8 protein-coding genes are annotated in these 7,112 nt (G+C 67.1%); 1 reads left to right on the top strand and 7 read right to left on the bottom strand.

Annotated elements, in window-relative coordinates; translation table 11 throughout:
- From KGM94_RS07275 to KGM94_RS07245, 7 genes are all read right to left on the bottom strand, one after another.
- On the bottom strand, positions 1 to 398 hold a 398-nt coding region (locus KGM94_RS07275), incomplete at its 3' end, for a GFA family protein (RefSeq protein WP_300256380.1).
- Complete coding sequence (locus KGM94_RS07270; protein ID WP_300256378.1) at positions 395 to 2,266, bottom strand: methylmalonyl-CoA mutase family protein; 1,872 nt, start codon at positions 2,264 to 2,266, stop codon at positions 395 to 397. The genes KGM94_RS07275 and KGM94_RS07270, both read right to left, overlap by 4 nt.
- An 87-nt stretch (positions 2,267 to 2,353) precedes the next feature.
- A complete protein-coding gene (folK, locus tag KGM94_RS07265; RefSeq protein ID WP_300256376.1) occupies positions 2,354 to 2,845 on the bottom strand; it encodes a 2-amino-4-hydroxy-6-hydroxymethyldihydropteridine diphosphokinase in 492 nt (163 codons plus the stop codon).
- Positions 2,838 to 3,215: a dihydroneopterin aldolase gene (gene folB, locus KGM94_RS07260; protein ID WP_300256374.1), complete on the bottom strand. Its 378-nt coding sequence runs from the start codon at positions 3,213 to 3,215 to the stop codon at positions 2,838 to 2,840. The genes folK and folB overlap by 8 nt, the downstream gene beginning before the upstream one ends.
- Complete coding sequence (folP, locus tag KGM94_RS07255; protein WP_300256372.1) at positions 3,212 to 4,072, bottom strand: dihydropteroate synthase; 861 nt, start codon at positions 4,070 to 4,072, stop codon at positions 3,212 to 3,214. Before folP ends, folB begins: the two co-directional genes overlap by 4 nt.
- Before the next feature lie 229 nt (positions 4,073 to 4,301).
- A complete protein-coding gene (locus KGM94_RS07250; protein WP_300256370.1) occupies positions 4,302 to 4,709 on the bottom strand; it encodes a DUF4332 domain-containing protein in 408 nt (135 codons plus the stop codon).
- 23 nt (positions 4,710 to 4,732) lie between these two features.
- Positions 4,733 to 5,098, bottom strand: a complete 366-nt coding sequence (locus KGM94_RS07245) for a DUF2267 domain-containing protein (protein WP_300256368.1) — start codon at positions 5,096 to 5,098, stop codon at positions 4,733 to 4,735.
- 351 nt (positions 5,099 to 5,449) lie between these two features.
- On the opposite strand from KGM94_RS07245, the gene KGM94_RS07240 reads away from it, so the two are divergent.
- Positions 5,450 to 7,072, top strand: a complete 1,623-nt coding sequence (locus tag KGM94_RS07240; protein ID WP_300256366.1) for a helicase HerA-like domain-containing protein — start codon at positions 5,450 to 5,452, stop codon at positions 7,070 to 7,072.
- Positions 7,073 to 7,112: the final 40 nt, after the last annotated feature.

The raw sequence follows: 7,112 nt of genomic DNA, 5'->3' as shown, positions 1-7,112 counted from the left end.
TTGGTCTGGCTCGGCAGATTGGCGATGCCGACCACCCAGCCGAGGCGCGACTCGCTGCCATATTGCCGGGTCGGCACCACCCGGTCCGGGCGGTCGAAAGCGCCGGTCATGATCTCGATCCTGTCGCCGTCGATGCGGCAAAAACTCAGCGGCGTGCCGCAGGCGGCGCAATAGCCGCGCTCGGCAATGGAGGAGGAGCGGAAGAACGACGGCTTTCCCCTGGTCCAGGCAAGCTCGGTCCTGTTGATGTCGGCGAAGGAGGCGAACGGCGCACCGCTCGCCTTCTGGCACATCCGGCAATGGCAGATGCTGACCTTGGTCGGGGTTGCCGTCAGCGCGAACCGGACCGCGCCGCATTGGCATCCGCCCGTGAGAACCGGCTTGCTGGCCTCGGTCATGGCTGCTCCATCCGCCGATAGGCGTCTTGCAAGGTCGCAAGTGCGTCGCCCCCGGCGAAGATGAAGCCCGTGATGCCGGCTGCGCGCAGGCTCGCCTCGGTTTCGGCCGGGCGGCCTGCCAGATAGATATGCTTGCAGCCGGCGCCTTGCAGGGTCTTGGCGGCTTCCTCCGCGCGTTCCGCATAGACCTTGTCGCTGGAACAGAGACAGGCGAGTTCCGCGCCCGAGGCCTTGAACGCCGCGGCGAGTTTGCCCGGATCGGCAAAGCCCTCGCTGTCGACGGCCAGGATGCCGCCGGCTTCGAAGAAGCTTTTCGCGAACGTCGCGCGACCGGTGAAATCGGCCGCCGTGCCGAGATTGGCGAGGAACACGCTCGGCCGCGCGCCGCGCGCCTTCAGTCTTGCGTCCGATTTGTCGCGGAGCGCCTCGAACGGCTGGGCCAGCCGCATCGGCGCCAGCGAGGCGAACTTGAACTTCGCCTCGCCGTAGGGCGCGAGCGCGACCGGCGCGGCATCCAGCACCTTCGCCCCGGCCTCCTGCAGGTTGGGAAACTCGCTCGCGCCTGTCAGCACGTCGCGGCGTTTTGCGATGTTGGCCTCGCGCGCCTTCCGCGTCGCGGCGACCTTGTCCTGGATCAGGCCCTGCTGGAGCGCGGCGAAGATGCCGCCGGCCTTCTCGGTCTCCTGGAACAGCGCCCAGGCGGCGATGCAAAGTTCCGACGTCAGCGTCTCGATGCCGCCGGAGCCCGCCGCCGGGTCGGATACCTTTGCGAGATTGCTTTCCTCGAGGAGCAGGAGCTGGGTATTGCGCGCCACGCGGCGCGCAAAGGGATCGGGCAGGCCGAGCGCCAGCGTGTGCGGCAGCACCGTGATCGCGTTGGCCCCCGCAAGCCCCGCCGAGAACGTCGCCATGGTCGCGCGCAGCATGTTCACGTAGGGATCGCGCTGGGTCAGCATGCGCCAGGCGGTCTCGGCGGCGACGAACAGCGGCTTTGGGTCAAGCCCGCAGGCCGCCTCGACGCGCGCCCACAAGAGCCGCAGCGCACGGAATTTCGCCATGGTCAGGAACTGATCGGCGTCGGCGGCGAGCCGCGCATAGATCATGCCTCGGGCCTGATCGAGCGGCACGCCGGCTGTCTCGGTCGCGCGCAAATACGCGACGCCACAGGCGAGCACGAAGGCGAGTTCCTGCACCTCCGATCCGCCGGCGTCGTGGATCACGCGTCCGTCGGCCGAAGCGAACGGCCCCCTGAAGCCGAGCCCGGCAAGTCCCTTGATCCCGCTCGTTACGGCGGGCGCGATCTCGTCCCAGCCATAGGGGCTGTGACCCCACACTGCGCAGGCGGCGAGCGGATCGAGGCCGAAGCGGATGTCGCAGGCGGCGGGATCGAGGCCGCGGCTCTTCACGTATTCGGCGACGTGGATCGCGGCCATGCGCGACTGCGGGCCGAGCTGAAGTTCGATGCCGATCCCGGCATCGAGATGAATGTCCTTCAAGACCGTGGCGACCGCTTCGGCGCTCGGTTCGAGACCGAAACCGTGGCTGCCATTGCCGCCGGCGAACACCAGTGCAAGCCCGGTCGCGCCGTTCTCCAGATCCTGCAGGGCCTGCGCGTTGGCGATCTTGGCATCGGGATGATCGATCCGCTGCATGATCTGCCAGGGTGCGGCCGCCGGCCGTCCCACTACCGGCGCCACGCCTTTGGCGCGCCGGTAGAGCGGCTCGATCTTCACTCCGTCATAGGTCTTGCCGACGAGTTTCTCGAACGGCGCGCCCTTCAGCACGCCGTCGACCAGCTTGCGCCAATCTTCTTGCGCGCTTTGCGGAAACTCGGCGGCCAGCGGCAGATCGTCAGTCACGGACGTCATTCGGCAGGGGACTCCCTGAAATCATCATTCGCATCGTTGGCGGCGAAATTGCCACGGGCGGGTGCCCAAGCAAACGGTTGTTTTTGGTTAACCGGTATCCGGCAGCCGCTTGATTTCTTGCGTCGACAGGCTGGCGAGCGCGGTGCTCACCTTGCGGCCCCCGATCAGACGCTCCGGCGCGATTTCTGCCAGCGGTACCAGCACGAAGGCGCGCTCGAAGGCGCGCGGATGCGGCAGGGTCAGTTCCGGCGATTGCAGCGCGACGTCGTCATAGGCGATCAGGTCGAGGTCGAGCGTGCGCGGGCCCCAGCGCCTGGCCTTGTCGCGCTCCCGGCCGAATTTCCGCTCGATCCCCTGCAGCACGGCCAGCAGCGCCTGCGGGTCGAGGCCGGTCTCGATCTCGATCGCCGCATTGACGAAGGAAGCCTGGTCCTCATCGCCCCAGGGCGGCGTCTCGTAGTCGGCGGAGCGGGCGACCAGTGCCGCCTGTGCGCGGCCGCAGATCTCGGCGATCGCCGCGCGGAACGTCGCGCGGACGTCGCCGACATTGCCGCCCAGCGCGATCAGCGCGCTAGCCATGCGAGGGATACCGCGAACGGGTCAGCACCACGCCGACGTCGTCGAAGATCGCGGCGATCGGCGCGTGCGGCTTGTGCACGGTGACCTTCACCGCGCGGATGCGCTTGAAGTGCGACAGGATGGCGTCGGCGACGGCGCCGGCGGCGCGCTCCAGCAGCTTGTAGTTGGTGTTCTTGAACGCCGCGGTCGTAGTCGTCACCACGTCGGAATAGGACACGGTGTCGGCAAGGCGATCGGTGCGGGAGGAGTCCTGCAGGTCGGTGTAGAGCTCGAGGTCGATCACGAAGCGCTGGCCGACTTCGGTCTCATGCTCCATCACGCCATGGCGGGCGTGGATGACGAGGCCGGTGACGAAGATCGTATCGGTCATCGCTTGCTCTCGATCGCTGTCGCCACGCGCAGGGCCTGCACGGTCTCGGCGACGTCGTGGGTTCGGATGATCCGCGCGCCGTTTTGCGCGGCGATGAGGTGGGCGGCGATCGAGCCGCCGAGCCGCCCCTCGGGCTCGGAGGGGGAGACCGACGCGATGAAGCGCTTGCGCGAGGCGCCGACCAGCACCGGCAAGCCGAAGCCGCCGAGCTCGTCGAGCCGGGCCAGCGCCGTCATGCTCTGCTCGGCCGTCTTGCCGAAGCCGATCCCGGGATCGAGCACGATGTCGTCGCGCGCGATACCCGCCTTCGCCGCGATGTCGAGCGAGCGGTCAAAGAAGGCGGCGATGTCGGCCATGATGTCGATCGCGCCATCGACGCTGTCGCGGTTGTGCATGATGACGACGGGCACTTTGCGCGCCGCGACGAGCGCGGCCATGCCGGCGTCGCGCTGCAGGCCCCAGACGTCATTGACGATCGCAGCCCCGTGGTCGAGCGCCCAGCCCACGACCTCCGCCTTCATGCTGTCGATCGAGACGGGGCGGCCTAGCGCGATCACCCCCGCCAGCACCGGCTTCAGGCGGCGTAGTTCCTCTTCGGCCGTGACCGGTTGTGCGCCTTTATAAGGACGGGTGGATTCTGCGCCGATGTCGATGATGTCGGCGCCGGCCGCGATCATCCGCCGCGCCTGCGCATGCGCCTCCTCGGGCGCGATGAATTGCCCGCCGTCGGAGAAGGAGTCCGGTGTGATGTTGAGCACGCCCATCACCGCCGGGACGGCGCCTGCCAGCAGCACCCGCAGCCCGGATTTGCCAGCCGGACCGGAAGCCGAGACGGATGGGTTGGGCCGCGCCATCATGCGGTCGCTTTGCGCGGTCGGAGAGGTGGAGTCAAGACGGGAAGGGGAGGCCGATCCGTCATCCTGAGGTGCGAGCGAAGCGAGCCTCGAAGGGCGGCGACGACCCGGCTCTCACCGCTCGGTCCAATGCGGCCGCACCCGGGCCGTGCATCCTTCGAGGCTCGCGTACCGCGAGCGCCTCAGGATGACGGGTCGGAAGCGCAGAAAACGAGGGGAGGTCAGAGGGATTTCAATACGTGATCTTCGGCGGCAGCTTGCGGGCCTTGGCGATGAGGTCACCGACCGACTTTTCCGACGGCAGCACGCGGACGAGTTTTCGCTTCTCGTTCACGTCCCGCATGTTCTGCGCGAGCCGGACGGGATTGCGGTAGGCGAGTTCGCGCACCGTGGTGACGCCCGCGGCGCGGACCAGGCCGACCTTGGCCCTGCCCATGCCGGGAATGCGCATGTAGTCGGAGACGTTGGCCCATTCCAGCAGCAGCTGCTCGCTGATGCCGGTCTTGGCCGCGAGCGCCTTGCGCCCCTTCACGGTGCTGGCGGCCTCCAGCAGCGCTTCGGTGGTACGGATCCCCAGCGCCTTCAGCTTGCTGGCGGCGAAGGCCGAGAGGCCGTCAATCTCGGAGATGGGATAGGTCATGATACTCGATTTGAACTGGCGCTTCAGGCGAACTGGCTGAGGCCTGGCGTCCCTGCAATGATATTGCCCATCTGATCCGCTCCGATCTTGTCTCGGCCGAAGCGGAAAAGTTCACGGGCAACCTTCTGAATGTCGGACATGCCGAGACCGAGGCCCATCAACCGCGTGCCGACGGCCATCAGGCCGCCGCCCATCAGTCGGGACAGGCCGCCGCCCTTCTGCGACGCGGCGATCGCGGCTTCAGCACCGGGGATCTCGTCGATCAAGGCCTGGACGCTGTCGGAAGGACCCTCGTTGCGGAGGAAGCCCAGCATGATGCCGACGGTTTTTTCGGCGACAGCACCATCGATGCCGGCGCTTGACGCCAGCCGCCCGATCAGCTCGTCCATATTGCCAGCCCCTCGACCGGTTGTGTACCGGAGTCTTTCTCTCTGAAAATGATCTTGGGCCTGTGCGGTACGAAATTCAAGCGATGAACGCGGCGGAAGCTGCGATTCGTCTCGATTGACTGGAAAAGTGTTGCAGCGATGCAAGAGCAAGCGATCGATTCCGCAAGAAATTGCCGCGCAGCGCACTTTTCATTCCGACTTTTGGCTGAGAACGTGCTCTTGATCTCCGACGATGTCGCATGTGCGTGCCGTTCGGCGCGCGTCCGCCCGGTTCAATCGGCGACCGACATGCGTTAGATTGCGGACCCCTTCGACCGCACGTTCCTCTCTGGGATCACGAGGCAGACCACGATGGCGACATCCGATACCACGCTCGGCGATACCGGCGACAAGATCTTCGTCGGCAAGGGCGAGCAGACGGCCTGGCTGACGCTTGCGCTCGCCAATCGCCACGGCCTCGTCACCGGTGCAACCGGAACCGGCAAGACGGTCTCGTTGCAAGTGATGGCGGAGGGATTTGCGCGCGCCGGCGTCCCGGTTTTCGCGGCCGACATCAAGGGCGACCTTTCCGGCATCTCGCAGGTGGGGGAGGCCAAGGACTTCATCACCAAACGGGCGGCCGACATGGGGCTGGCGTTCCAGCCGGACCAGTTCTCGACGGTGTTTTGGGACGTGTTCGGCGAGCAGGGCCATCCGGTGCGGGCCACCGTCACCGAGATGGGGCCGCTGCTGCTGTCGCGGATGCTGGACCTGAACGACGTCCAGGAGGGCGTGCTCAACGTCGCCTTTCGCGTCGCCGACGACAACGGCCTCACCTTGATCGACATGAAGGACCTGCGGGCGCTGCTCGATGCCATCGTGCCGGACTCCACCAAGAAGGGCGACGACGCCGAGGCCGATCCGCTGGCGCCGATCCGCAAGGCGGCGCAGGGTTTTGGCAACGTCACCAAGGCCACCGTCGGTACCATCCAGCGCCAGCTTCTGGTGCTGGAAAACCAGGGCGGCACGAAATTCTTCGGCGAGCCGGCGCTGTCGCTCAAGGATTTCATGCGCACCGACCGCGACGGCCGCGGCATGATCAACATCCTCGTCGCCGACAAGTTGATGCAAAGCCCGCGGCTGTACGCGACCTTCCTGTTGTGGATGCTGTCGGAGCTGTTCGAGGAACTGCCCGAGGCCGGCGACCCGCCCAAGCCGAAGCTCGTGTTCTTCTTCGACGAGGCGCATCTGTTGTTCACCGACGCGCCGAAGGCGCTGATGGACAAGATCGAGCAGGTGGTACGGTTGATCCGCTCCAAGGGCGTCGGCGTCTACTTCGTCACCCAGAACCCGATCGACGTGCCCGACCGCGTGCTCGGCCAGTTGGGCAACCGGGTGCAGCACGCACTGCGCGCTTTCACGCCTCGCGACCAGAAGGCGGTCGCGGCCGCCGCACAGACCTTCCGGCCCAATCCGAAGCTCGATACCGCCCAGGTGATCATGGAGCTCGGCAAGGGCGAGGCGCTGGTGTCCTTCCTCGAAGGCAACGGCACGCCGGCGATGGTCGAACGCGTCATGATCCGTCCGCCCTCGGCGCGGATCGGGCCGATCACGCCGGAGGAGCGCAAGGCGATCATGGATGCGAGCCCGGTGAAGGGCAAATACGACACCGCCGTCGACTCCGACTCGGCCTACGAGATGCTGCAGAAGCGCATCGCGGGTACCGCGGCGCATGCGGACGGCGCGGACGGCTCGTCCGGCGGCGGTATCCTCGGCCAGATCGGCTCGATCGTCGGCACCATCTTCGGCACCAGCACCCCGCGCGGCCGGCTGAGCACCGGCCAGAAGATCGCGCGCGACGTCACGCGCACGGTCACCAACAAGGTGGTCGGCGGGGTGGTTGCCGATCTCGGCAAGTCGGTCGGCGGCCAGCTCGGCGGCTCGGTCGGCCGCGCCCTGGTGCGCGGCGCGCTCGGCGGCCTCATGCGGCGCTAGGTCCCGGTCGCGTGAACGCCATCCCATCTCGAGGCGGAGC

The sequence above is a fragment of the Bradyrhizobium sp. genome (genome assembly GCF_028868675.1).
Classification (GTDB): Bacteria; Pseudomonadota; Alphaproteobacteria; order Rhizobiales; family Xanthobacteraceae; genus Bradyrhizobium.
This window is presented reverse-complemented; position numbering and strand designations above follow the sequence as displayed.

What these genes read in the sequence shown, in the direction of transcription:
- KGM94_RS07250 (WP_300256370.1), bottom strand. Translation starts at nt 4,709, where the DNA reads ATGACCTATCCCATCTCCGAGATTGACGGCCTCTCGGCCTTCGCCGCC.
- folP (WP_300256372.1), bottom strand. Translation starts at nt 4,072, where the DNA reads ATGATGGCGCGGCCCAACCCATCCGTCTCGGCTTCCGGTCCGGCTGGC.
- folK (WP_300256376.1), bottom strand. Translation starts at nt 2,845, where the DNA reads ATGGCTAGCGCGCTGATCGCGCTGGGCGGCAATGTCGGCGACGTCCGC.
- folB (WP_300256374.1), bottom strand. Translation starts at nt 3,215, where the DNA reads ATGACCGATACGATCTTCGTCACCGGCCTCGTCATCCACGCCCGCCAT.
- KGM94_RS07270 (WP_300256378.1), bottom strand. Translation starts at nt 2,266, where the DNA reads ATGACGTCCGTGACTGACGATCTGCCGCTGGCCGCCGAGTTTCCGCAA.
- KGM94_RS07240 (WP_300256366.1), top strand. Translation starts at nt 5,450, where the DNA reads ATGGCGACATCCGATACCACGCTCGGCGATACCGGCGACAAGATCTTC.
- KGM94_RS07245 (WP_300256368.1), bottom strand. Translation starts at nt 5,098, where the DNA reads ATGGACGAGCTGATCGGGCGGCTGGCGTCAAGCGCCGGCATCGATGGT.